Origin of the sequence: Streptococcus didelphis DSM 15616 (genome assembly GCF_000380005.1) — a bacterium.
Classification (GTDB): Bacteria; Bacillota; Bacilli; order Lactobacillales; family Streptococcaceae; genus Streptococcus; species Streptococcus didelphis.
Genome location: NZ_KB904196.1, coordinates 1 through 23,916, shown reverse-complemented (window position 1 = coordinate 23,916; position 23,916 = coordinate 1). Strand labels below are relative to the sequence as shown.

The following is a 23,916-nucleotide window of genomic DNA, read 5'->3' as shown; positions in this document are numbered from 1 at the left end:
CCAATCAAAAAGCCATTCTTTAAAGAATGACCTCTCGTTCTATATTTTGTTACTTTTCCTCTTGCTTCCTAAGCCCTAAAAAACTACTTAAGCTTAAAAGATTCAAACCTACTAAGCTCAAAACAGAGATAACTTGCTCACCTGTCTGAGGAAGGCTACTTTGTGAAGTAGCGACAGTATCAAGAACCTTTTGATGACCTTGCTTGACCATCGGTTGTACACTAACAAGAGAAGTGTTCATTGTCTTTGATGATGTTTCTTCTGTTCTCACTGCTACACCATCAGCAAACTGTATTGTCCCAGAAACATAATCCGTTACATGTCCTACTTCATTGACCACAGGAACAGCTTCTTCTCCCTTAGCTTCAAGCTTAGCTTTGCTTTCAGCCAATTGTGAGTGGTGTTTCGCAGCTAAAACAGCTTGATAGGCTTTAAAGATGGCTTGATACTGTGCTGTTAGGTCAGCCTCTTTGGCTTGCAAGGTTTTTAAGGTCTCAAGTTCTTGTTCTAAACGAGCACTTGCTTCACTGAGAACCGCCTTAGCTTGGTTTACTTTGTCTTGACTGTCTTGTCTCAGTTTTGTCACTTGCTTAAGATTCGTCACATAAGCCTGTTTTTGGGTAAGATCAGCCTTAGCCTGTTCAACTGCTTTTGTCGCACGGCCAAGATTTTCTTGAGCTACTGAAAGCACTTGAGTTAACTGTTCTAAGCTTTTCTCTTGAGCTGCTAGCTCCGTTTGAGCTTTAGCTAGGTCATCTTGTTTAAGGGTTAGATGTTCTTGAGCTTGCTTAAGATTAGCTGTTTTCGTTTCTAGGTCTTGTTCTGCTAATTTAGCCGTTTGTTTAGCCTTATCCAACATATCTTTGGCTGTGACTAAGTTAGCCTTAGCTGCAGCTAATTGTTCTTTGGCTTGTGAGGTTTGAGCAACAACTTGTTCTAAGGCTTCTACATTCGCTTCTGCTTGTTTAACAGCTTGCTTAGCTTCATCTAAGCCTTCATTAGCTACTGCTTTTGCCATTTCGAGTTGTGCCATTTTTTGAGTTGTTATTTTAAAGAAAGGTACTCCAACCTCTGCTGTGTCAATAGCATCACGACTTTGTTCATTCCAAAGGTTAGCTACAGGATACCAACCAATATTTGCTTTTTCATATGGATCGTAGACATAAGTATTTCCATTTGAGTACCCACGCAAGACAATTTCATGACTATATTGTGGTCCCCAAGGACTAAATTTATTATTCTGTACTGCGGCCAAAACATGATGACCTGCTTGTAAAGCTGCAATAATAGTTGATTGACTATCTAAATGTGTTGAAGCAAAGTCATAATGATTAGTAGCAGCTACAAGTCCTTTACCGCTCGTGCCTCCATAATGTTTATTAAACTCATCTGTGTTATGCCATAAGTAATCAGCAATCTCAGTCGGTGTCACCTCTCTTTTAGCCAGCTCTGAAAAAACCATAGCCAAAGCACTAGGTACACAACCAGTTGCTGCAAAGGTTTGATTACCATAAGCTTTTTGCCACTCGTTATCTCTTTGGTTAAAGTAAGTGCCATTTTCAACAGGTTTGGTCAGACGCTCTGCTTCAATCGCAGCCATGACTTGTTCTAGAGTTGTTTGTTTTTCTGCTAACTCTTGTGACTTAAGGTCAAGCTCTTCTTTAGCATGACTCACATCAGACTCATGTTTTGCATCTGCTTCCTGAGCCTGAGAAACTTGTGTTTCTGCTTTCGTAACCGCTTCTTGAGCCTCTAACACTTTTTCTTCCGCTGCACTGACATCAACGGCTTGATTAGTTGTCGTGAAAGCTGCCTTAGCATGATCAACAGCTTGAGTAGCACTTGTCACTGCAGCTTCTTTCTCAACAACTGCTTGAGACGCTTTGACAACTGTTTCTTTTTGATGGTCAACTGCTGTTTGGGCTTTTGATTCAGCCTCTTGAACTGCTTCAAGTTGTGCTTGTGCATCAGTAACAGCGTTTTGACTAGCCTCAGCCTCTTCTTGGGCTTTTGTTAGACCTTCTGGCGTTGCTTCACTGGCTAGTTTTTCGGCATCATTAACTGCTATTGTCGCATCAACTAAAGATTGTTGGGCTTGAGATTTTTCTACCTCAATAGCCTTAACCTTAGCTTCTTGATTCTTAACGGCTTGAGTTGCCTCATCAGCTTTTGCTTTGACATTAGCTACTTGATTTTCTGTCACTTCAGTATGTGTCACAACTTCATCTGCTTTAGCTGGTCTTGTATTTGATAAATCATCTGCCTGCACAAGACCTGTGCCTGTAGATAAAGCTGCGACTGCGATTCCTGTTAATACTTTTGTTTGTTTCATAAGTAGTTACCCTTCCTATAACTTCCTTTATTAAAATTATTATACTACTTTAATGTTACCTTGGTTCATCTTTTTTTAAATTATTTTAAAATTCAATAGAAGATGACTCCTTCTTTAAACCATCTATCACGGAACTTATCTTTTCCGTCATTTCCTATACCATAAATAAAACAGCCAAAGTCATAATTATGACCATGTGTATAAAAAGTTAACAAATCTGTCTCATATAAGTTAATAAAATCTTTTAAGCTATCTAAATCTTCTTCACTTCTAACAAATGGATAAGTAGGTCTATAAAATTCTCTAGTCCCTTCGCAGATAGCTATTCCATAAAAATGAATTGGCTTAAAACCTGTTCCTTCATCGTACATAGCTTTCTTAATTATCTTTATACTTCTTTCAGATACATTTGTTACATCGTATTCTTGTACTCCTTTCCTAGACATCATAATACCTTTCTTTTCTATAAATAAATTATTAAGCATACTTGCTCAAAACAAGAGTAAAATCTTTTCGGTTTAAAAATGGAGAATCAAGAATGGAGATTTACTGTATTTTACCCTTGTTTTCAACAAATATAAAAAAGCTATGACACATAAAGTCATAGCTTTAAATACTTCTTTTATCTTTTCTTTTTCTACTATAATGTTGTTGCCTCTATCTCGAGCATACAAAAATGATTGAATATTTCCTTTTCTAATTGATACTATTGTAGGTGCGTACTTAACATGGTATTTTTTAACCAATTTTTGTCCTTCTCCCGTACTAGTATCAATATAATAAGTAATAACTTGACTATCCTTAGCTTGAGTAGCAATTTCTTTTTTAGCTACTTTGCAATAGGGACATGACTTTTTATAAAACACTAAATTAACCGTTTGGTTGACCACTGTTTCATAGTATTGCTTTTGCGTTAGTCGACCATCATCTTGATTGCTAGAAACATAGCCCCACATAATCAATAAAATAACGGGACTCAATAATAATACCCCAAAAATTTCTTTTTTCACTTGAAAATAGTGCATACTCAATCGATGCTCCATATTTCAATCCCCCTCCACTTTTTCCAGTTATCTAAACTATAGGAGAGTCCAGTTATCATTACAGTACCTATTCGTAACAACCTGGTTAGCTGATAACACAAAATCTTTTGTTTAATAAATTCATAAACTACCATTCATTACCTCCGTCTTTTAGCTAGTCACATTTCTTCTCCTCTTGTATTTTTGACACGATACTTTCAAGTAAAGTAACCAAATCTTCTTTATAGATAAACTTAATTCTATTAGCATCAGATATTTGAGGAATCTTCTCAAATTCATAAGTATCATAGACCTGCTTCACTAGACCATGAGCCAATTTATCATTTAAACCCTTATCTTTAAGATCTCTATACGAAACAATCAATGCCCTATCAACAAGCGTATCCTTTGTGTTCCCTTTAACCAATTCATCAAGCGAGCATTGATAAAAATCCGATAATTTCATTAACGTTACTAAATCAGGAGTACGACTACCATCTTCATATCTGTCATAAGTTCTTAAAGTTATCGATAAATAAGTGACCAACCGCGACTTAGCAATTCCTCCATCAATTCTTAGTTGTTTTAGTTTTTTTGATACATCAATCATTATTCAGCTCCCTTTCAATCATTCTAAATTTTTACCTTTAAAAAAGATACTATGCTTAATACCCTTTCCAAAAATAAAAAAATATAGCTTAGAGAAAGGACGATACCCCATAATACCTAAACTATATTTCTATTTTTATTTTTTAACAAAAAAGTCGACTTATGAAAGAAGTCGACATAGAAAAAAATATTCTCACTATATTTCAATTTAAATTGCATGCTCGTATCTTCGCACACTCCTTTCACTATGTTTCTCAACATGAGCTACTCAGTCGAATAAGTCCACCTTATCCCTTAGCTAGACAAAGTCTAACACACCGCCCACAATACCATACCTAATCCGCCTCACCACGTTTTCAGTAATCATTGTCAACACCCCTTGCAGAGTAGCAGTTTTAGTTTTTTGTTCAACACAGGCTAACTAACATAAACCTTAGTGTGCTTTTGAGGTCTGAACTTTACTTGTTTAGTCATCACTAGAATGATAAAATATATATGGTGATTCTACATCATGCCCATCTCCTATTAGATCTACTTGAAAGCAAACTTTGAACAGAATTGACTCTTCAGAGTTAGTCTAATAAGGAGGTAGGGTATGATAGAAATTATCACCGAAGTGATGTTCGCTATCATGAAAGCATTTTTCCAATTACTTGGATTATACTTTCATTGCTTAGTTGAACACACAGTAATTACTATAATCATGACCGCAATTATTTTGCATCAATTTTTATAGTAAAACTAAGCTAGGTAGGAATAGCTATCTAGCTTTTTTGCTTAAACAAGCAAAATTCAAACTTCAAAAGTTGTCAGACATTACCTCTGGTATCGTAATTGAAACCAAGCTTTACTTTTGAAGAATTTCACGCTATAATAAAGGTGCTTAAATTTTATTAAGGTGTGTTATTCATCTCAAGTTCTGAGTTGTCTGACGCACTTTTTATTCTATTATCAATGATCTTAAAGTAACTCTTGTCTCAAATCAGTGTAACTTTTTGATTATTTATGAAATACGACTACACTTTTTTGAAAGAGTTTATAAGCTAAGCTTATATTTATATTATAAGTTAAACTTATATTTCTGTCAACACTTTTTTCAAAAATATTAATATATTTTTTTAAGGAGTTATTATGCTTAATGAAAGACTTAAAGAACTACGTAAAAGTTTTAAACTAACTCAAGTAGAGATAGCAAAAGAACTTAATATCTCTCAACCTGCGTATGGAGACTGGGAAAGAGGTAAGTTTGAACCATCACCAGAAAAACTTAAAACACTCGCCAATTTCTTCAACGTCTCAACTGATTATCTATTAGGTAATACCAATATTAAGAATCCTGACGAAATAAATTTATCTGACTTTGAAATCCTCTTTAGAAAGACTTCTGATAACTTAACTGATGAAGAAAAAATTGAACTTGAACAGGATTTAAAGAGAGTTTTAGCTGAACGACAAAAAATCATTGATGAAAGAAAGAATAAGAAAGGTAATCAGTGACACCTTATACTTACGCAATTCAAACCGCTAAAGAACTGGTTTATACATATATGAAATTGAATGATATTAAAAGTAAATACTATAATTATCATTCTTTTTTTGAGCATTTCTGCGAAAAGTTTAATATCATAACTGTCGAATCGAAACTACATCAAAGTATTTCTGGGTTTTCAATTATTAATAGAAATGATTTTCCCAGTATCTTCTACCAAAAAGAACATCCTAAAACAAGACAAAATTTTACAAAATGTCATGAATTAGGACATATTCTACTTAATCATGAAGGTCATATTTTCACAGAAAATAACGAAAATACAAACCAAGAACATGAGGCTAATTATTTTGCTGGCTTTATATTAGCCCCAGATATTGTTATACTTTATAAAATTGTTTACGAAAATAAACTATTTAAAGAAATAACCATTGATTTAGAAATTTCAAAAGAGTGTTTAGAAATAAGACTCTTCCATCTACTTAAAGATCATTCCAATTTGAACAATAAAGAAATAAGTACAATCGTTAGTGACTTTCAAGGAAACAAAAATCAAGACATGAATTTGGCTCTTTATGATGTCAAACATAATATTATTTTTGAATATGAACAAATAACCCCAAACATTTTTGAGAAAGCATTTCATCAATTAAATAAAAACTATCTGATTTCCTCGCTTGAATTCGATGATTTATCAGATAACACTTTCCAAGAAAAATTAAGACAGAGCAATCCTAATCTTCTTTTTGATTCTTATTTTGATTTTGGTAAAAACATTTTTTATTGTTGGGATACAACTTATTTAACTAAAAGTCAGGTATTGAGCAAGGTTAAGACTTTACATTTTGAAGTTCATTTTTTAAATAAAAAAAATAAGTTAGGAAAATAGTCCTAACTTTATTCTTTATCTCTTAGTGCTTTTTCTAAACTCTTGCTGCCTTCTTTATAAAGAATATCTTTCCCAGCAATATCTCCAAAATATGAAAATTCTCCATCTCTTGAAATCTCATATTTTAAAGTTCTAACACCATAGTCTTCATAAAAGATAATTTTTGATTCCTTATCAATTTTTGTAATAACCTTTTTACCATCTAAATTTATATAAGCATCTTTACCATTAATTTCTAAAACTAATGTTTTTTCACCATCATATACTTTATAATACTTTCCATTTAACGAATTAGTCGAACAAGCAACTAAAAATACTGTAGATATAGCTAGAACAATTAAACCAACTAATTTCTTTTTCATAACTAAATTTCTCTTTCCCTAAGAAAATCTTTTAATCTTTCAATATCTCTATCGCTTAACTTACCAATAATTTTAATATTGAATCCCTTATCTTCTAAATCATAATACTGAATTGTATCAATCCAAGAACGCCTTTTTAAATTTGCTTTTGCCCAATCAATAACTTCTAAATACTGACTTCTTATATTGTCAGACTCATTTTCATATTTAGTAGTTAATCTTAAAGTTTTTATTACTTCATCATTAAATTTGACTACTACAGCAGGACGAACCTTTAAACCTGTACCATCAGAATATTCAATACGAGAAACTAAAATAGAATATATCTCAATATCATTCATTTAAAGTATTCCTACTAACTTATTTAGTTAAATAGATAGTCTTGTCATAACGACTATCATCATCCACATAATGGGCAATTTCTAATACTAAAATAGGTAAGCTTAACAGAATATCTCTGACTTTTTGACTATTAGTAGCATCAAGAGAAGCTGTAACCTCATCTGCCAATAGGATATCTTTTTTTCTAAGTAAAAATCTCGCAATCTCTAATCGAACGCGCTGACCACCTGAAATGTTAGTCCCGTTATCGACAATCATAACATCCAAGATATGATCCATTTCATCAACTAACCCAACGGCTTCTAGGACCTCTAGCAGTTCCTCATCTGAGAAAGATTGACCTAAGGCTAAGTTATATCGGATAGTATCATTAAACAAAAATGGACTTTGAGTAATATGACTAATATTACCTCTAAAATTATTAAAGGTTAAGCCATCTCTTGTCTTAACAAAAATTTCTCCATTGTCAGGACTGTCAAGTTGAGAGATGACTCTAAATAAGGTTGACTTACCAGATCCACTGGCTCCCTTAATTAATACCTTATCACCCATTTTGCAAGTGAAGCTTAATTGTGAGAAAAGCTTTTTGCTACCATAAGATTTAGTCACATCCGCTACCACAAGTTGCTCAATATTAGCTACGGTAGCTTTAGAGACAGCTGTTCCTTCCATTTCTTCTTCATTTAGAATGCTAAATATCTTATCTGCTAGCGGTTTTGAGCCTTGGATCGATGCAACATTGTACATAATGGTTTGAATCGGATTAACTAACTGATTAGAAGCGATATACATCGCAATTAATTTTGCAACACTGACAACATTTCCTTGAAGAGTAAAGTAAAAACCTAAAGCCAAAGGTACAACTTGACTCAAAAAAAGCATAAAGCCATTGAAAAAATAAATAATATTGTGTGTAAAGGCATATTTTTGAAGGGATTCTTGATAAGTTGTATGGGTCTGATGAAAGTGACCTATTGCTTCACCTACGACCTGATTATTAATAATTGTCTGACTTCCTCTCATATTATCGCTCACCACAGTATAAAGATGCCCCCTATCTGTATTCATTTTTTCACCATTATCTGTTAGTTTATGGCTTAGAATAAATTGGGGAATTGGGCGTATAATACTAAACAAGACAAACATACTTCCCAGCACATAATCTTGTAAGATAATATAAGAAGCTGTAACCAAACATAAAATACCCCAAGTAAGCATAGTCACAAAGCAAATCAGATAATTATCTCCTAGGTATTCCATATCTTGAGTCAATATAGAGGTTTTCTCATCATCTGTGAAGCGCTTGTTAACAAGTAACTTTTTAAAGAGCGCCAATCTCATATTTTTATGAATTTCCCTACGAAAAACATTTGTGGTATGATTGGCAAAGAGCATTAAAGCATACAAGGTCATATAGACTGAAAATCCGTAAATCGTGAACTGAAGAATCACGTTAAAATCAAAGATTTTTTCCTTTAAATCCAATGCTTTTGAAAGAACAAAGGGTTGACCTAAGGCAGCAAAACTATTAGCTAAACTTCCTGTGATCACTAGCCATTTAGTTTTTTTATCAAGATAGTTAAAGATTGATTTCATTGTTTCCTCGCAATCTTAAAAAAAGGAGGCTAGCACTCCTCCCTAATTTCTTAATGACATGCAATATTATTTTGTTCACATTTTGCATTTACACTTCTGTCACGTTTAGAGTGAGACTTTTTGTTTTCTTTAACTACCATATATTATCACCTCTTTTCATTCAACATCTAATATATCATTATACTGTCCGTCTAAGGCGAATAGTGCTAGATTTTCATATATGGTATTTTTCATTGATTCACAAATCCTCTTGAAAGAAACACCATTTATTCGCTTAACCATCGGACAATTACCTGATTTACATATTAACAAGTATGGACAGTCTGAACATGAATCATCAACATTAATAACCCATTTATCTATCTTATTTTGATTAACAAAACCAGTATTGATATTACCAAAAATATTTTTTTTATCATATAAAGCAACTGTACAAGATTGAACTATCCCATTGACATTAAAAGCGTAATGATTTTTCTTATTGGCATAACAACTAAAAAAATGACTAGTATTATATCTAGAGGCAAATAAAGAGTAACCCTCCTTTACTGCTCGTTTTGAAAGTTCAAAAGCAGTACTACGATTTACTAAAGTCAAAGAATCCTCTACCCTATCTCCTTTCCCCCAATCTCCTACATTACGGTAAAAAAGTAAAAATCTTTCATCTTCTTTAAAAATCAATCCATCGTGTTTCAAAAAACTACATATATTGGGATAATTTTCTTTAGTTATATTGAATCTTATAATGCATTCAAAATCTAATTTTGTCTGTCTCATACCAATCAGATTTTTTAAAATTCTATCATATGTCCCCTTTCCAGTTCGTGAAATCCTCTGACAATCATGACTTTCCTGATTTCCATCTAAAGTAATCTGATAAGAAGTAACTCTTAAATCTGTAACTAGAGTTACAAATTTCTTTTTGTCTAACAAGAATCCATTTGTCGTAAGTGAAGAATCATAATTAACATTATACTTATTACATAAAGAAATTAACCTTTTACCCAAACTAACTATAGTTTTAAAGCCTAGCAATGGCTCTCCACCAAACCAAGCTACTGTTAAATATTTGAATTGTCCTGTTTTAATTTTCTCTTCAACAAAATTAAAAATGGCATTTTCTGTTTCCAAAGACATTGAAATATTGGTAAAGTGCTCATAGCAATACTTACATCTAAAATTACAATCTCCATGAGTTAAAACTGTTAGTCCTAATCTTTCTTTATCTGCTTCCAAGATTTGAGTTAAATATTTATCGACTTCATCTTCTTCCAAAAAATAATTATGTTGTTCTAAATAACTTTCATATTGTTTTTCAGTTTCTTCATCTTCATCTACTTTTTTAATTAGTTCATTAGTTATTAAAAATGAGTCATTGGTTTTTGTATTAAAAAATACAGTTCCTTCACTAATATCATAGCTAATAATACGTGGTGACATCTTCATTGCAACACCTCTTTGTCTCATCAATAATTACACTCACATTATAATCCGCTTTCATTTTAGTGTCAAGATAATTTTTAATTTTTTGAAATATTATTTAATTTCGCAAGTTGTCAAGTCAAGTGCAACCAGTTCATAGATAACTAGAGTTCCAAATGTATACTTCTTTTTTACAATGATCAAATAGATTGAATATTCTAAAAAAGAAGTATATCTTTTTTTCATAACTTCATTTTTGTTCTAGATTTGTTCTAAAAAGTCATACTTTCTATATTTATTTTTAAAAACATAAAATGATAAATCCCTTGATAATACTAGCTATTCTTGTCTATAAATTTTCTTTATTATGCTTTTTCTACCTGTAGGGGGCATAGTGCAAAAACGAAAAAAGCCTTATTTATAGGGCTTTTTAGCTTGTCAAAAATCAGTTTGCCCACCAGATAGTTTTTCTCTTTCAAACCACTCATTTTTTGTCTCGTCCAATAAATGTATATATATACTTCTTAACATAGACGTATCTTTGTGACCAAACCATTTTGCTAATACTTCTAAAGGTACTCCTTCTTGGACTTTAACACTACCGTAAGTATGTCTTGCTCCGTAAGCTATAATAATAGGTGTAATACCTAATTCTCTAATTATTGAAAAGGCAATTAATATTTTAAGTTCAGATTTTACTACATCTTCACTCTCTCTTAAAATTATATAGGAACTAATACCTTGTAATTCTTCAAGTGACAATTGCTCTAGACTTTCTTTAACAAATTCTACTTCTTGTAAAGTCATTTTTTGGGACTTAAAATACCATTTATCTAGTTTACTAATATTATTTAATGAAAAGGCAACACTTTTCTGTACAGATTTTATAAAGCGCTTTTTCTAAATGACTAAACGTTTGGTCATCGGTGTTTGGTAGTTGAGGCAGCTGTGAATGCGGTGGTGATTCCACCAGTGGATATAGTCCTTAGTTTTGAGGGCCAATTCTTCTAGCGTCTGGAAAGTTTCCTGGTGGACAAATTCCATTTTGAAAGCACGATAGGTACTTTCAGCGACGGCATTGTCGTAAGGACAACCTGCTTGGCTAAGAGAGCGGGTGATTCCGAATGCCTCCAACATGTCATCAATCAAAGTATTATCAAACTCCCTCCCACGATCTGAATGAAGTATCTTGACCTTGGTCAGAGCGTAAGGGATGCTCTGAATCGCTTGTTTGACCAATTCGGCGGTCTTGTGCCAACCAACTGACAGACCGATGATTTCACGATTGAAGAGGTCAATAATCAAGCAAACATAAGCCCGGCTATTACCGACACGAACGTAGGTTAAGTCTGTCACTAAAGCTTTTAGAGGCTTTTCTTGATGAAATTGTCTGGCTAAGTGATTAGGAATAGTTGCCTCATTCTTCCCTTTTGAATATGGCTTGAAGTCTGCTTTCTGATAAACGGATACTAAGTCGAGTCTGTGCATGATGCGACGAATCCGACGACGAGACAGCTGGATGCCTTCATTTTCCAAACATTTCTTGATTTTCCTAGCTCCGTATCTGGCCTTACTTTCGAGAAAAATAGCTTTAATATTTTCTTCAAGTTCCGCTTCAGAGACTGGTTTAACAGCCTTGTAGTAATAGCTAGAACGAGGGATGTTCAACCAACGACACATGGCTGAAATGCTATATTTGTCTTTGTTAGCAGTGATTACTTCTCTTTTCGTGCCATAATCACCGCCGCTTGCTTTAGGATATCTAATTGCATTTCGAGTTCTTTATTACGCTTTCGGAGTTCAATCAGCTCACGCTGCTCATCTGTAAGATTATCAATAGTTTTAAAGGAACCAGTTGTTTTTTCCTGACGTACCCACTTATCGAAGGTTGATGGGGTTAACTCATATTCTTTGATAAGCTCACTTCGTTTCATCCCTGCATTGTAAAGGTCAACGATTTGTTGCTTAAAGTCATCGGTGAAGTGGCGACGTATTTTTCTAGACATAATATTCTCCTATTTTCTTTAGTGTAGAACACTTTATAAGACTGTCTAGTTTAGTGTAACCTATTCAAGTATTTATGACAAAGGAATAGGAAAGTACCCAATAAATTTAGAAGAACAGAAGACCATAACAAAAGAGATTAAAAATCTGGTTAGACCACTACTTAAAAAAATTGATAAACCAATAGTGAATTTACAACGGCTCTATGATTTAATACATCATTAAAACGAATCAGCAGATGAAAATAAAAGGAAAATTCATAGTATAGATAGTAAAATTTTTTAGTAATAATTAAAATTGGTCAACCTTTGGTCAACTTTTTAAAAAAGCTGACTACTAATAATGTTTAAAAACTTTGATTTAATAGTAGTTTAGTAAATTATTACAAGTTATTTTTACACATTTCAAACTGTAGGGGGGCATTGTTGAACATGAGGAAAAGCCTGATTTGTCGGGCTTTTTCGATTATCTATAATTAAATTGTTCTAAATTTGTTCTTATTGGCTTTTTTCTTTACTTTTCTTAAACCGCCATAAGTTCTCGTACTTGTTCAAACCCATGCTCCATCTTTTCTTTTAATAAGCGACCATAAGTTTCCGTTAACTGCTTAATATCTTTATGACCGAAGATTTTAGAAACAACCCAGATATCAATACCGTTCGCTAATAAATAACTTCCATAAGTATGACGTGTACCAGTTGCAGTCATTCTACTATCAATAGACAACTCTTTCAAACACCTTCTTAGATATCTATTCAAGGCACTATTACTAGGCACACCATAACGATAATCAAAAAACACCTAATTTGTTAGGTTAATAATTCCTCTTTCAGAAAGCACTTGTTTTTGAACTCTTTTTAAATAAGATAAAATATTTAAAACATCACCTGACACTGGAACATACCGAATAGACCATTTCGTTTTTGGCTTCCCAAAACTTTTTAATTCACCAGCATATCTCCTATAAGTATAAATTAACTTATTCTCCCAATCTATATCTTCCCAACATACCGCCATTGCTTCACCAACTCGCATTCCCGTCTTAAATAAAAAATATAGTAAATAGGAAGATACAGACTTTAAATAATCAAATTTTGAACGTAAATGAACTAACATTCGTTCGTAATCAGACATACTGTGAATATATTTATCTTCAGGTTGTTTCCGGCACTTCTCGCCAACAAGCTTTACTCCTTCAGTAAAATCAACCAAGATAACTCCATCTCGTCTAGCTTGATTAATAGCTTGTCTAACATCAGAATTCAGTCTCGATACTTGATTTCTCAAGACACGACTACCATATTCATTTATAAATTGTTGATACATCCACAAAATGCAAAGCGCCATTTTGATAAACAGTCACATTCTGTAACTCACGCTCGACAAGAGTTACACTTGCCATATTTTGTATCTCTTTCGTCTTTTGATATTCAACTACTTCTACTTGTAATGATGAAACTGATTGAATAGCTGAATCAAGTGACGAATCTCCTCTATAGCCTTTTAAGGCTTTTTCTTTTTCCTTCAACTTCACAAGATCAATTGACTGTTCAATATAAGTTTGCATAAAATCTTCTGCCACTTGTAATTGATTATCAGACCGAACTTTACTATCCGAACTCGAAGAGGAATCAGCAATTTTGACAACACTTGATTGTCGTGATACCTTCATTCCTGTTTCTTTCTTTTTATTTGTACAAGCATTCATCAATAGACTTGTACAAACTAATAGCACTAAAACTTCTACCTTTTTCATACCTTTACTCCTTTGTAATCTCTATGGTACAGACCAACTAAAAATATTCATAAATATTAGATTTGTATACTATTCAATATTAAGCAAGTATGAGCTAGAGGAAGAATAGGATTACAACTAAATCCTACTTACTTACAAACTAAGATATTTTGTTATTAACTAGTACAACGAGTAAAATTTTATTATGAACTTTATCAAGATGATGATGTGATTTTAAATTTATAAAAAATATCCCCTAAAATTAGATTTTATATCTAACTTTAGGGGATATAACTCAGATTTTTTTAGATTTGAATATTTATTTACGATTAAGTAATTGCGATAAATAATACGAAGTCCCAGAAAGCATGGAAAAGAATTGCTCCCTTAAGTGAACGTGTGACACGTAATGATAAGTATAATCCTGTACCTAGAATTATTGCAAACAATACTTGAAAACATGATTGGAGAAATGGAGCTCCTATGATGACATTTGGTAAATGCCAAAAGCCAAACAAAATTTGTTGAACTATGAAAGATGTCCATTCATTATTATTTTGGCGAAGTTCTCTTAATGAAAAACCACGGAAAATAGTCTCTTCTGTCATTCCCACACACAAAGCTGATATCAAACAAGAAAGAATACGAGGAAGTGAATCGCTATTCCAGTTTTTGATAATTGACCCCATATTTGTATAAAAATTGTAACAAGCGAATAGTAGCATTGCAATCACAATAATTGAGGCTATTATTTTAAGATATGGGTTTTGAATTTCTTTATGTTTTGTTGAGTACAATTCCTTGATATAAACAAGTCCTTTTGTTTGTTTTACAAAATAAAGGAATAACAGAACTGTCATAAACATCGGTACCGCAACACTCAGAAATGAACTAACGCTATTTAAAAATGAAGTGTTGTATGTTACCCCCGTAAGTGATGAAAAAATACGAGCTAATATTGTCCATATGAGAGAAAAAAGAACTGTTATACAGACAATATTTTTAGTCTTATTACTCTTTTTAAAAAGTTGTTGAATCATTAAAACCTCCCAATTCATTAAAGCATTCTAATTTATTATCACCTCTCAAGAGGCACTGATAGACAGATTGTAACAAAAAAACATTAATTTGCCAATAGGGAATTCCTAAGACTAGGTAAACATTTAGCGGAGTTCCAAGCAATCAAGAATTATCACGATGAGGAACCTATTAGATCATATATTCATTACTATCATAAAATGCTACAAAATTTGAATAATCTGAGTGTAACTCTTCAAAAGTCGTTAAATTAGATCGTAATTCTTTCATTACTCTCTTTATTTTATGATATGTTTCTTCCAGATCATTTAATTCTTGTTTTGACATTTGAGTTCCTTTAATTTTTTATTAAATAATATTATTAATTATTAAACTAAATTAGTCTGCCGTCATTCCTTTAATTGCATAATAAGCTTTCAAAGTTGACTCTGTGATACCATAACTCTTGTAGATATCATTAGTTTGAGTAGTTAATTTGATAAGTTGATTGTTATATCCTTTAGTCTTCTCTTCAAATGACTTATAGATATTATCTAAACTTTTTTGATATTTTTCATTTGTTGTAAAATAGTCAAATAGTTGTTGTTTTTCATTTTTTGTTAATTCTGTTTTTGACAATAATTCTATTGCTTCACTAGTATTTTCCCATTCTTTATTTTTTGTTTCATTTCTAAATTTTTCTAGTAAGGCACTGTTGTTTTCATCTAAATCATTTAGTTTCTTTATTAACTCTTTTTCTACGGGAACGACATCTGTTTTCTTTATTCCTTCAATTTTTAAATGAATACTATCCATTTTTTTATATATAGGCTCAGCTTTTTTATCACCTAAAGCCAATTTTGACTCAATATCTTTTATATCTACTTTTTGATTAGTTTGTTGCTTATTAACAGGTTGATCAGCAAATATATTTTTATCATTTACCACAGCGACAGTCGCAAGTGTTAATACTGTTAAGATAGTATAAATTTTAGTATGTTTTAGTGTGTTCATTTTAAAGCTCCTTTTATTTTTAAATATTTTTCTAAAAATAAGTATACACTCTATTAAACAACCAATCCCCGAAACTTTGCGGTAAAATTATGGCAAATTTGTGGCATTAAAAAATAATAAAGAAAGTAGTCTTTAATTCTGTAGATTTAACGTAAATATCTCCATCATGCATCTTCATTATTTCTTTACACATTGCTAAACCAATACCAGTATTACCATTAGTACCTTTATAAAAACGATCAAAAATATGTGGTAATTCATCTGATTTAATCATTTGACCATCGTTCTCTATTTCTATAACGTTTTCTGAAAGTGTGATTGTAATCGAACTCCTTGCATATCTTAAGGCATTCGATAAGACATTACTAATTACTCTTTCAATTAATTCTTGATTTCCAGTTACTGGCAAACTATTATCCTTAGAAATAAAGTTGATGTTTATCTCTTTATTTTTTGCATAAAGCCTATAATAGTCAATAACTATTAAAATAATATCTTCTATATTCAACAACGACATATCATATGTTACATTACTATCTAATCTAGAAATCGTTATGATATCATCGACTAATGCTTTCATCTTTTTACTTTCTTGTAAAATGATATCTGTACCTTCTTTAGAACTAAAGATACCTTCTTGAATCCCTTCTGCATAGCCCTGAATAGACATAAGTGGCGTACGTAACTCATGTGAAGCATTTTGAAAGAAATGGCGCTCTGTCTCCTCTAACTTTTCGATACGAGCATACATTATGCGACTTTCTTTAAGTAGAGAGTCAAACTCTGAATACTCAATCCGTTTATCAAATACAGGTTCTACTTCTGTATTATTATTCCACAGACTAGATATATAATTTTCTACTATTGAAAAGGAGACTCGAACTTTTTTAAATACTCTACTCATTATCAATAATAAGAACAAATATATCACTATTAAAACTAATAATAAATACGTATTAATTTGATTCATTAATTTTTGTGAATTTGTAACATCTGCGAAATTAATAACGTGAAAAATTTGAGATTGTCTTCCCTTACTTTTTACTATATTATTATCAACTAACTTTCCACGATAATATTTATACATCACATAATATGTCTTATTATTAACTGTTATCAAATAATCTTTTTTATATTTCAGGAAAAAATTCCTTCTATTTTTTTTTACTACTTTAAAAATATCCTTGGCAACCTGCTTTTTTTTTCCACTGAAAGTTTTTATATGATTCGACCCATCAAAAACGAAATAGTCTGCCCAAACATAAACACTATCTTGACCATTCATACTTGGCTCAGGTATCTTTTTATTATTGTACAAACTATCAATAATAACAAAATTTGATTGCATGGTATTTCTTGTCGTTTGCTTAACATAATCTTTTATGGCAAAATTTGTAATAAAAAATATTAAACAAAATGCAAAGGTTAATATAATACTATAATTTACAACAAGATTTTTTATTAAACTTTTCTTCATTTCTTTCCCTTACCTAAAGTAAATCCATATCCCCAAATCGTATCAATTGTTATCGAAGTATCATATTGAGCAATTTTTTTTCTTAATCGCTTTATTGTATCATCTACTGCTCTACTTTCGATATCCTCAAAACCCCATATTTCACTTAATAAATCCTCTCGAGAATGAGCAACTTCTGGTTTTCTAATCAGAACAACAATTAAATCAAATTCTGTATTTGTTAAAGCTATTGTACTATTTGATAAACTAACGCTTCTCTTATCCATATTTACTATTAGATCTTCATACTCAAATATAGTTTGTGATTCATTTTTATCTTTTCTTAAACGATTTAATAAAGCCTTTACATGTAAAGTTAATTTAATTGGTGAAAAGGGTTTCGTAAAATAATCATCCGTTCCTAGATCAAATGCTAAAATAAAATCTGAATCAAGTGATTTAGCCGTTAACATAATAATTGGAACACTTTTATCTGTTTCTCTAATTTTATTTAATACTGTAAACCCATCCATTACAGGCATCATAACATCCAGAATAATTAATTCGGGTTTATTTAATAAATATTCTTCATATAATCTTTTACCATTATCAAAAGTTAAAACATCAAATCCTTCATGTTCTAAAAATGGAACTAAGAGATCCCTTATATTTTTTTCATCATCAGCAAAGTAAATTTTTTCCATATTATTTTCCTTCTATAAGATTCTTATTAATATCAAATATATCAAATATTTAGAGATTAATCTTTACTAATTTGTGGAAAATTTGTGGCAATTAGTTATCTGCCTGATAAAAATATATTAACTAGGTCATGTTTTAGTACAGAAGTTTCCTAACTGTCTCATATTCTTTATTAATCACTTCTGTTAAAACATGACCATAAGTTTCAAGTAACTGTGTAATATCCTTATGACCCATCAATCTTGCAACTACCCAGATATCAAATCCTTTAGCTAATAAATAGCTTCCATAAGTATGTCTAGCACCTGTTGCAGTCATTATAGAATCAATGCTCCTTTATTACTTTGAGAATTAATAATATATGCTCTTAACATAAATTAACCTCTAATTTCTACATAGCCATAATCAGTAAAACCACCTTCTGATTCAATGTCAAGATCACGACCATAAGCTTCACAATCAAAATAACATTCCATATTTTCCTTACCAACACCTTCCGTACCAAGTTCATTAAACCAATACTCACCTAATTCACGTCTAGTATTAACATCTGGTAAAATAGAACATTCTTCAAAATTAAAATCATAATCCAAAAAATCTTTGACATTATAACCTGTTACTTCATGAACAGCCATGACGATTTTTTCATCAATTGATTCAACAACTTCATAAAACTGATTCAATGTTTCAAGAGAATCATATTCTTTAATAAATTTGCACGAAGAATCTACAACCACATATTCAAGATCATCAGTCTCACTAAAACCAAGCTTTTGATTCTCCATACATTGTTTTCTTAATAACTTTTATAGTTCGCCTGTCAATTACAGCTTCCTTTGCTTTTTCTCTGCAAAACTCTACTCCTTCCTGATATTTTATTATTATTACAATACCTTTCTAATTTGTTCTATTTCTATATTAAGCATATTTGCTCAAACCAAGAGTAAAAATTTATTACTAGTAGAGAGAAAAGGTTTACTCTTGGTTTCAACAAATATAAAAAACCATAAATAGGCACTACCCCCATAAAATGAGACAGAAGAAAAACACTCCTAGAGAATTCTAGTAAAATAGAATCAGGAGTGTTTTATTATGGTCAAAAAAGCATATGCGTTCGAAACAAAATTAGCCTGTATCGAAATGAAAAAGGCAGGTAAAAGTAATAAAGTTATTATGGATACACTTGGGATAAAAAATAAAAGTCAGGTTTATACTTGGTGGAGCTGGTATCAAAAAGGAGAAACTCATCGCTTCTTACAACCAGTAGGCAAACAATATACCTATGGGAAAGGTATGGAGCAGTTATCCGAAGTAGATCAATTGAAGCTCCAGATTGAGCTCTTAAAAAAGTATCGAAGCTTGATGAGAAAATCGACAAAATAAGTCTTATCAAGCTCGTAGAACATTATAAAAATCACTATCCTATTAAATTCATACTTGACTGTTTTGAAGTGTCACGTTCTACTTACTATCGTTGGAAAGCTGATATAAGCCAACCTACTCATCATGATAGCCTAATTGAGAAAATTGAGAATTTATGTGTTAAAAATAAATTTATCTATGGGTATAGGACTATCAGAGATTTACTGATGAATGAGTATGGGATTATTGTGAATGTAAAAAAAGTCTATCGCATTATGAAGAAAAATGGCTGGTTATGTCGCACAAGACCTAAGAAGAAACCTTGTTTAGGGAAACCTTATTATGTGACTAATAACAAGTTAACTTTTCTGGGACAATTCAGTTTTAGGGCTTTTTCGCTTGTCATTTTATGGTTTGTTTTAAATTTCTTAAAGATACCATGCTTCTAATTCATATTTTTTATTAATTACCTCTGTCAAAACTTGACCATATATTTCAAGTAACTATGTAATATCCTTTTATATTATTTTTTAATATGAAAATTTTCTTTGATTTTAGGATAAAGTACCGATTAAATTTATTAAGAAGTGAATTATTATTGGTATTTCTAAACGTCTTGTTTTTAGATAAACAACACTAAAAATAATACTTGAGCTAAAAAAAAGTAAAAATTCAATAATATTAGCAGGTGTGTGAAGTTTTGCAAAAAAAATACTAGATAAAATAGTTCCTATTAATAGATGATTCCTGAAAATTAATCTCAGTATTGCTCCTCTAAACATAATTTCTTCTAGTATAACGGAATATGTAGAAAATATAAAAATTTGCTTAAGTAAAGAGTAGTTTCCGAAATGGTTAGTTAACGATTCTGTATTTGCTAACTCTTTAGTATAAAAAAAACTTACTATATTATCAGATAAATAAATTAAAGCAACAGAAGTCAGAATAATAAAAATATCTGATCTTTTTATTTTGGTAAAATTAAATAGTTTTATTTTTGTATATTTATTGAGAAACAAAAACAATAAAGTTAGGATTAGAATCATTAAAATCATTAAAAGATTATTATTAGAAAAACTATCTATAGTGATTAAGAAAAAAGACATAACTGAAAATAATATAATTCCATATGTAAAGCTCATTATTGGATGACCATTATATACACAATAATCTTCTTTAAATATAGTTTTAATTTTTGGCATATTTACCTCCATATAATATGTATAATGCACCTAGTCTTATTAATCTAAAATTTCGTAATCTTTCTATTATATAGATTGATAACTTATTATATTAAATCAATATTTAATAACTATTATATCAAAAAAATAAAAAATAGTTAAATTTTATGTATCCAGTATAGATAGACTTAAAGAAGCTAAACCAACTCTGATTCACTAGCACTTGTAGTATTACTATATTTTGAACCAGTTACCACAAATGTAAAATCCAATTCGTTAATGTTCGTCCCAACTTCAGAAGCTAGTGGTAATGATGAGGTTGTCTCAGCAAAAGTGTTTTGATTTCCAATAGTTACACCTCCCATCAACAATTAACACCCCTATACCAAATGCACCCTTAAGTGCATTATTTCTAGATATAACAAAATCCACGTTATAATTATCTATAGTACATTCTTCATTTCCTTTCTTAAATAAATCGAGTAATCCCAAAAGGTCGAATATTTTCTTGACCCAACTTTTACCAGATTTATCCAATTTCACACGATACTTGGATTGCATCTGAAGAAATCCCAGCTTATTAAGTTTTTTTAAATATATTCTCTCTTTCCCTCTAGAAATCTGTAATTAGATACTTTCATTTTTTTGTTCAATTCTTGATAGTTTATCATATTATTATTAAATTTTCTATACGCATAAATTAATTTATTAAAACATGAAAAACTCTCTCTTTATAGTAGTATTGAGTTGATGTACTCCCCATATAGTGGACAGTGAAAGAACAAAAATTCACTAGACATTATAAGGAGAGTTTTCGTATGTCCAAAAGAAGTCCAAAGTTAGTAGAAGAGAAATTAGAAGTCGTTCAATTATTGCTCAACCATGAGAAGTCCACCTCACACCTCAGTAAGCTGTATGGAGTAAGTGAGTCAACTATCAAGTCTTGGGAAATAAAGTATGAGAAAGATGGTGTGGATGGTCTTAAAGAAAGTCGAACTTGGAAGAAATATGCCACATTAGCTAAGGAACAGGCTATTCAAGACTACCTTGATAGAAAAGGCTCTCTTAGAGATATTTGTAAAAGGTATGATATTTCGAGTCGCTCTGTTCTCCAAATGTGGATAAAACGGTATACTAGTGGTGAAGACTTGAAAGCCACTAGTAAAGGATATAGCCGTATGAAACAAGGAAGACCAACCACATTTGAAGAACGTGTAGAGATTGTTAACTACACCATTGCCCATGGGAAAGACTACCAAACAGCTATTGAAAAGTTTGGTGTTTCCTACCAACAAGTTTATTCTTGGGTGCATAAGTTTGAGAAGAATGGCTCACAAGGTTTGGTTGATAGACGTGGGAAAGGGTTGGAGAGTAAGCCTGATTTAACCGAGGCTGAGCAACTTCACCTCAAAATTAAACGATTGGAGGAACATAATCGTCTCTTAGAAATCGAGGTTGGTCTACTAAAAAAGTTAGAAGACATCAAACGAGGAAACAGACGGTAAGACTAGGTAAACATTTAGCGGAGTTCCAAGCAATCAAGAATTATCACGATGAGGAACCTAATGTGCCAATTCAGGCCTTATGCAAACTCTTGAAGGTGTCCCGTTCAGGCTATTACAAGTGGCTTAATCATCAAGAAACAGAGTCTGAGAAAGAAAATAGAAAGCTCATGGATAAGATCAAAGAACTCCATAGACTCTACAATGGTATCTTAGGTTATCGCCGTATGACAACATTTATTAATCGTCAACTTGGGACAAATTACAACAAGAAACGGGTTCGTCAACTGATGCACATTCTGGGTATTAGCTCAGTCATTCGTCGTGTTAGACATGCTTGTACGAAAGCTGGTGACAGATTTTTCGAAGAAAATATTCTTAATCGTGATTTCACAGCCACAGCACCTAACCAGAAATGGTGCACGGATATCACCTATCTTCAATACGGTCTGGGAGCTAAAGCTTATCTCAGTGCGATTAAAGACCTGTATAATGGCTCTATTATCGCTTATGAGGTTAGTCACAACAATGACACTCCACTTGTTATGAAGACCATTAAAAAGGGGTTAGAGCTCAATCCAGGAGCCACACCGATTATCCATAGCGACCGAGGTAGCCTATACACTTCCAAAGAATACCGTTATATCATACAACAAGCTGGTCTGACTTTATCCATGTCCCGAGTTGGCAAATGTATTGATAATTCACCAATTGAAAGTTTCTTTAGGCATTTCAAGACAGAGTCTTACCACCTTAAGAAATACAAGACTTATGATGAGTTGGTCAATGATGTGGCACGTTACATCGAATTCTACAACACACAACGTTATCAATCAAAATTAAACAACCTGACTCCTCTAGAATTCAGGAATCAGGTTGCTTAACTTATCTTTTATTATTTGACTGTATACTTGACAGGGAGCTGTTCAAGTGCCTAGGTCCTCTTTTTTCCTTTTTTATAATGATTTCAAATATATTTTTTCCTATCCCGTTATCATAATTAAATAAGAATTCAATAACTCCTCAGCTGATAGTCTTTGTTTTGGCCTTTGATGAAGCCACCATTTTACAGTTTCAATAAAACTAGACAAAACAAATTGCATTATAAATTCTTCTGATAGCTGTTTACTAACTATGTAATCTTGACGTAATTTGGGATAAACATCATGTTCTAATTCGCTTCTAAAACGTAATAAAAAGTATGGATCATTAGATAATAATAATGTAGCAATACTATTTATGTTTTGCTCAAAATGTTTCAAGATATGTACTAGATATTCTTTTAAAGTAATATTTCTTTTTTGTTGAAACAAATGATGAAATAGTTCTTCACAAAGTTCTTTTAATAATACTTCTTTACTCTCATAGTGTGAATAAAAAGTAGTTCTTCCCACATTCGCAAGACTTATAATATCTTGAACAGTTATTTGTGAGTAATCATGTTCTTGTAATAACTGAATAAAAGCATTATAAATTGCTGATTTGGTTTTTTGAATCTGTCTATTCATATTTTTACGGACACTTTCTATTTTCTGTTCAATAATGAACAGATGTTCATTATTGTTTCTAGCAACTTTCTATTATTTTATAGATAATAGACTCAAAGAATACATTTTGAAAAGGCAACACTTTTCTGTACAACATTTATAAAGTGTTTTCTAGGCAATTAATCTTTTAGTCATTGGTGTTTGATAGTTGAGACTACCATGAATGCGGTGGTAATTCCACCAATGAACATAGTCTTTAGTCTTAAGAGCTAGTTCTTCCAGCGATTGAAAAGTTTCTTGATAAACAAATTCAATTTTGAAAGCACGATACGTACTTTCAGCTACGGCATTGTCATAAGGACAACCAGCCTGACTAAGCGAACGTGTGATTCC

25 protein-coding genes and 3 pseudogenes are annotated in these 23,916 nt (G+C 31.6%); 5 read left to right on the top strand and 23 right to left on the bottom strand.

Annotated elements, in window-relative coordinates; translation table 11 throughout:
- Window positions 1-49: 49 nt before the first annotated feature.
- The 4 genes from A3GU_RS0106520 to A3GU_RS0106500 all read right to left on the bottom strand — a co-directional run bounded on the left by A3GU_RS0106520 (window position 50) and on the right by A3GU_RS0106500 (window position 3,964).
- Window positions 50-2,332 carry a C39 family peptidase gene (locus A3GU_RS0106520; RefSeq protein ID WP_018366738.1) on the bottom strand — a complete coding sequence of 761 codons (2,283 nt, stop codon included), beginning with the start codon at window positions 2,330-2,332 and terminating at the stop codon, window positions 50-52.
- A gap of 92 nt (window positions 2,333-2,424) precedes the next feature.
- Window positions 2,425-2,817, bottom strand: coding sequence for a hypothetical protein (locus tag A3GU_RS0106515; protein ID WP_018366737.1), 393 nt, complete (start codon window positions 2,815-2,817; stop codon window positions 2,425-2,427).
- A gap of 33 nt (window positions 2,818-2,850) precedes the next feature.
- Window positions 2,851-3,375 (bottom strand): thioredoxin family protein, encoded by a 525-nt coding sequence (locus A3GU_RS09660; RefSeq protein ID WP_051069445.1) that lies wholly within the window; start codon window positions 3,373-3,375, stop codon window positions 2,851-2,853.
- A 154-nt stretch (window positions 3,376-3,529) separates the two neighbouring features.
- Window positions 3,530-3,964, bottom strand: a complete 435-nt coding sequence (locus tag A3GU_RS0106500; protein WP_018366734.1) for a helix-turn-helix domain-containing protein — start codon at window positions 3,962-3,964, stop codon at window positions 3,530-3,532.
- Between the two features lie 1,130 nt (window positions 3,965-5,094).
- On the opposite strand from A3GU_RS0106500, the gene A3GU_RS0106490 reads away from it, so the two are divergent.
- Window positions 5,095-5,460, top strand: coding sequence for a helix-turn-helix domain-containing protein (locus A3GU_RS0106490; RefSeq protein WP_018366732.1), 366 nt, complete (start codon window positions 5,095-5,097; stop codon window positions 5,458-5,460).
- Window positions 5,457-6,341 carry an ImmA/IrrE family metallo-endopeptidase gene (locus A3GU_RS10350; protein ID WP_018366731.1) on the top strand — a complete coding sequence of 295 codons (885 nt, stop codon included), beginning with the start codon at window positions 5,457-5,459 and terminating at the stop codon, window positions 6,339-6,341. Before A3GU_RS0106490 ends, A3GU_RS10350 begins: the two co-directional genes overlap by 4 nt.
- A gap of 8 nt (window positions 6,342-6,349) precedes the next feature.
- Here the strand turns inward: A3GU_RS10350 and A3GU_RS0106480 are convergent, their stop codons facing one another.
- From A3GU_RS0106480 to A3GU_RS0106405, 15 genes and pseudogenes are all read right to left on the bottom strand, one after another.
- A complete protein-coding gene (locus A3GU_RS0106480; RefSeq protein WP_018366730.1) occupies window positions 6,350-6,703 on the bottom strand; it encodes a hypothetical protein in 354 nt (117 codons plus the stop codon).
- Window positions 6,704-6,705: 2 nt separating this feature from the next.
- Window positions 6,706-7,044, bottom strand: a complete 339-nt coding sequence (locus tag A3GU_RS0106475) for a hypothetical protein (RefSeq protein ID WP_003049402.1) — start codon at window positions 7,042-7,044, stop codon at window positions 6,706-6,708.
- 19 nt (window positions 7,045-7,063) lie between these two features.
- The gene (locus A3GU_RS0106470) at window positions 7,064-8,641 is read right to left on the bottom strand and encodes an ATP-binding cassette domain-containing protein (protein WP_018366729.1); all 1,578 of its coding nucleotides are present in this window, start codon (window positions 8,639-8,641) and stop codon (window positions 7,064-7,066) included.
- Window positions 8,642-8,797: 156 nt separating this feature from the next.
- Window positions 8,798-10,087 (bottom strand): radical SAM/SPASM domain-containing protein, encoded by a 1,290-nt coding sequence (locus tag A3GU_RS0106465; protein ID WP_018366728.1) that lies wholly within the window; start codon window positions 10,085-10,087, stop codon window positions 8,798-8,800.
- A 414-nt stretch (window positions 10,088-10,501) separates the two neighbouring features.
- Window positions 10,502-10,870, bottom strand: coding sequence for a tyrosine-type recombinase/integrase (locus A3GU_RS10470; protein ID WP_018366727.1), 369 nt, complete (start codon window positions 10,868-10,870; stop codon window positions 10,502-10,504).
- A gap of 93 nt (window positions 10,871-10,963) precedes the next feature.
- Window positions 10,964-12,069, bottom strand: a protein-coding gene (locus tag A3GU_RS0106455; RefSeq protein ID WP_156812698.1) for an IS3 family transposase whose coding sequence is annotated in 2 segments (ribosomal slippage) — window positions 10,964-11,793 and window positions 11,793-12,069 — 1,107 coding nt in all. Because the reading frame shifts where the segments join, the coding sequence is not laid out codon by codon here.
- Between the two features lie 520 nt (window positions 12,070-12,589).
- A pseudogene (locus A3GU_RS10620) lies at window positions 12,590-13,183 on the bottom strand (site-specific integrase).
- Between the two features lie 187 nt (window positions 13,184-13,370).
- Window positions 13,371-13,823, bottom strand: a complete 453-nt coding sequence (locus A3GU_RS0106440; RefSeq protein ID WP_018366722.1) for a hypothetical protein — start codon at window positions 13,821-13,823, stop codon at window positions 13,371-13,373.
- Window positions 13,824-14,131: 308 nt separating this feature from the next.
- Window positions 14,132-14,842, bottom strand: coding sequence for a CPBP family intramembrane glutamic endopeptidase (locus A3GU_RS0106435; protein WP_018366721.1), 711 nt, complete (start codon window positions 14,840-14,842; stop codon window positions 14,132-14,134).
- A 169-nt stretch (window positions 14,843-15,011) separates the two neighbouring features.
- Window positions 15,012-15,167 carry a DUF4298 domain-containing protein gene (locus tag A3GU_RS10240; protein ID WP_018366720.1) on the bottom strand — a complete coding sequence of 52 codons (156 nt, stop codon included), beginning with the start codon at window positions 15,165-15,167 and terminating at the stop codon, window positions 15,012-15,014.
- A 51-nt stretch (window positions 15,168-15,218) separates the two neighbouring features.
- Window positions 15,219-15,833, bottom strand: a complete 615-nt coding sequence (locus tag A3GU_RS0106425) for a hypothetical protein (protein ID WP_018366719.1) — start codon at window positions 15,831-15,833, stop codon at window positions 15,219-15,221.
- A gap of 106 nt (window positions 15,834-15,939) precedes the next feature.
- Window positions 15,940-17,310, bottom strand: a complete 1,371-nt coding sequence (locus tag A3GU_RS10235) for a sensor histidine kinase (protein WP_018366718.1) — start codon at window positions 17,308-17,310, stop codon at window positions 15,940-15,942.
- Window positions 17,307-17,993 (bottom strand): response regulator transcription factor, encoded by a 687-nt coding sequence (locus tag A3GU_RS0106415; protein ID WP_018366717.1) that lies wholly within the window; start codon window positions 17,991-17,993, stop codon window positions 17,307-17,309. Before A3GU_RS0106415 ends, A3GU_RS10235 begins: the two co-directional genes overlap by 4 nt.
- A 133-nt stretch (window positions 17,994-18,126) precedes the next feature.
- Window positions 18,127-18,324: pseudogene (locus A3GU_RS0106410) on the bottom strand (tyrosine-type recombinase/integrase); the annotation flags it as partial.
- Between the two features lie 44 nt (window positions 18,325-18,368).
- Window positions 18,369-18,761, bottom strand: a pseudogene (locus A3GU_RS0106405) (antirestriction protein ArdA); the annotation flags it as partial.
- Between the two features lie 322 nt (window positions 18,762-19,083).
- Here A3GU_RS0106405 and A3GU_RS0106400 point away from each other — a divergent pair.
- Both A3GU_RS0106400 and A3GU_RS10465 read left to right on the top strand, forming a co-directional pair.
- Window positions 19,084-19,374 (top strand): IS3 family transposase, encoded by a 291-nt coding sequence (locus A3GU_RS0106400; protein ID WP_018366714.1) that lies wholly within the window; start codon window positions 19,084-19,086, stop codon window positions 19,372-19,374.
- 68 nt (window positions 19,375-19,442) lie between these two features.
- Window positions 19,443-19,802 (top strand): IS3 family transposase, encoded by a 360-nt coding sequence (locus A3GU_RS10465; protein WP_245537484.1) that lies wholly within the window; start codon window positions 19,443-19,445, stop codon window positions 19,800-19,802.
- Window positions 19,803-19,907: 105 nt separating this feature from the next.
- On the opposite strand, the gene A3GU_RS09645 is transcribed toward A3GU_RS10465, so the two are convergent.
- Both A3GU_RS09645 and A3GU_RS10230 read right to left on the bottom strand, forming a co-directional pair.
- Window positions 19,908-20,555: a CPBP family intramembrane glutamic endopeptidase gene (locus A3GU_RS09645; RefSeq protein WP_018366713.1), complete on the bottom strand. Its 648-nt coding sequence runs from the start codon at window positions 20,553-20,555 to the stop codon at window positions 19,908-19,910.
- 176 nt (window positions 20,556-20,731) lie between these two features.
- Complete coding sequence (locus A3GU_RS10230) at window positions 20,732-20,899, bottom strand: hypothetical protein (protein ID WP_018366712.1); 168 nt, start codon at window positions 20,897-20,899, stop codon at window positions 20,732-20,734.
- Between the two features lie 453 nt (window positions 20,900-21,352).
- Here A3GU_RS10230 and A3GU_RS10055 point away from each other — a divergent pair.
- Window positions 21,353-22,920, top strand: a protein-coding gene (locus tag A3GU_RS10055) for an IS3 family transposase (protein ID WP_156812697.1) whose coding sequence is annotated in 2 segments (ribosomal slippage) — window positions 21,353-21,998 and window positions 21,998-22,920 — 1,569 coding nt in all. Because the reading frame shifts where the segments join, the coding sequence is not laid out codon by codon here.
- Between the two features lie 99 nt (window positions 22,921-23,019).
- Here the strand turns inward: A3GU_RS10055 and A3GU_RS0106375 are convergent.
- Both A3GU_RS0106375 and A3GU_RS0106370 read right to left on the bottom strand, forming a co-directional pair.
- Window positions 23,020-23,544, bottom strand: a complete 525-nt coding sequence (locus A3GU_RS0106375; protein ID WP_018366709.1) for a TetR/AcrR family transcriptional regulator — start codon at window positions 23,542-23,544, stop codon at window positions 23,020-23,022.
- A 150-nt stretch (window positions 23,545-23,694) separates the two neighbouring features.
- A partial coding sequence (locus A3GU_RS0106370) for an integrase core domain-containing protein (protein ID WP_018366708.1) occupies window positions 23,695-23,916 on the bottom strand: 222 nt, incomplete at its 5' end.